The following is a 1,089-nucleotide window of genomic DNA, read 5'->3' on the forward strand; positions in this document are numbered from 1 at the left end:
GAGCTTTACTCCGTCCATCGTTCCACGGACGGAGACCCTCCGATGAAGAAGACCGTGATCCTCGCCCTGTCGGGCATCCTCGTCGCCACCTCCATGCCGGCCATGGCGCAAACCTATCGGTCGGACGCGCGCCAGTATCGCCAGCACGAGCGCATCGAGCGCGGGCTCCACACGGGCCGCATCACGCCGCGCGAGGCGCGTCGCCTCGCCCGCCAGCAGCACCGCATCGAGCGCGTGGAGCGCCGGGCGCGCTACTACAACAACGGCTATGTCGATCCGCGCTCGGCCCGCAAGATCGAGCGCATGCAGGACCGCGCCAATCGCAACATCCATCGCGCCGCCCGCAACCATCACCGCTGGTAAGGGCGGGGGCGACGGCCCGGCATGACATGGGGGGCGCGGCGGCGGAGGCCGTCCGCGCCCTTTTCGCGTTTCGGCCCCTTCAGGAACCGTTCAGGCGCCCCGGCGTCTTCTTCCCCGAACCGCCACACGAGGACCCCGTCCGATGAAGACGACCCTTATCCTCTCCGCCGTCGCCTTGACGCTGACCGCCCTGCCGGTCGCCGCGCAGGACTTCGTGCTGCCTTCCGGCCCGCCGCGCAACGCCGTGGAGCAGCGGCTGCAGGACCGCGTGGACGCGCAGATCCAGATCAACCGCGAGCGCGGCTTCTACAGTCCCGGCAAGATCCGCCAGCAGGAGCGCTACGAGCGCCGCCAGCGCGCGGAGCGGCGCTGGGAGCGCGAGGAGCGGCAACGCTGGGAGAGGCAGGAGCGGCGGCGGGACCGCTGGGAGGACCGGCGCCGCTACGGATGGTAGGCGGCTGCCCGGTATAAAGCGAAAACCGCCGCGCCCCTTTCGAGGCGCGGCGGCGGAAAGATCGCGCGGCGTAAGGGCCGGCGCCGTCAGAACTCTTCCCAGCTGTCCTCGGCTTGGGCGGCCTTCGGCGCCGCGCCGCCACGACCGGTGGACCGCATCTGCGGTACGGGGCGCGCGGGGGCGTGCGCCGCGGCGGCCGGGCGCGCCGGCGCCGTCCGGGCCTTTGCGGGCGAGCGACCGGCGCCCGCCGCCGACCCGCCGGTGGCAAAGCC

At 72.8% G+C, this 1,089-nt stretch carries 2 protein-coding genes and 1 pseudogene; 2 read left to right on the forward strand and 1 reads right to left on the reverse strand.

Going from position 1 to position 1,089, the window contains the following annotated elements:
- Positions 1 to 42 precede the first annotated feature (42 nt).
- Both O5O54_RS22190 and O5O54_RS22195 read left to right on the forward strand, forming a co-directional pair.
- Positions 43 to 363, forward strand: coding sequence for a hypothetical protein (locus O5O54_RS22190; RefSeq protein WP_279484020.1), 321 nt, complete (start codon positions 43 to 45; stop codon positions 361 to 363).
- A gap of 142 nt (positions 364 to 505) precedes the next feature.
- Positions 506 to 817 (forward strand): hypothetical protein, encoded by a 312-nt coding sequence (locus tag O5O54_RS22195; RefSeq protein ID WP_279484021.1) that lies wholly within the window; start codon positions 506 to 508, stop codon positions 815 to 817.
- Positions 818 to 903: 86 nt separating this feature from the next.
- On the opposite strand, the pseudogene O5O54_RS22200 reads toward O5O54_RS22195, so the two are convergent.
- Positions 904 to 1,089: pseudogene (locus O5O54_RS22200) on the reverse strand (hypothetical protein); the annotation flags it as partial.

It is taken from the genome of Aureimonas sp. SK2 (genome assembly GCF_029813115.1).
GTDB lineage: Bacteria > Pseudomonadota > Alphaproteobacteria > Rhizobiales > Rhizobiaceae > Aureimonas.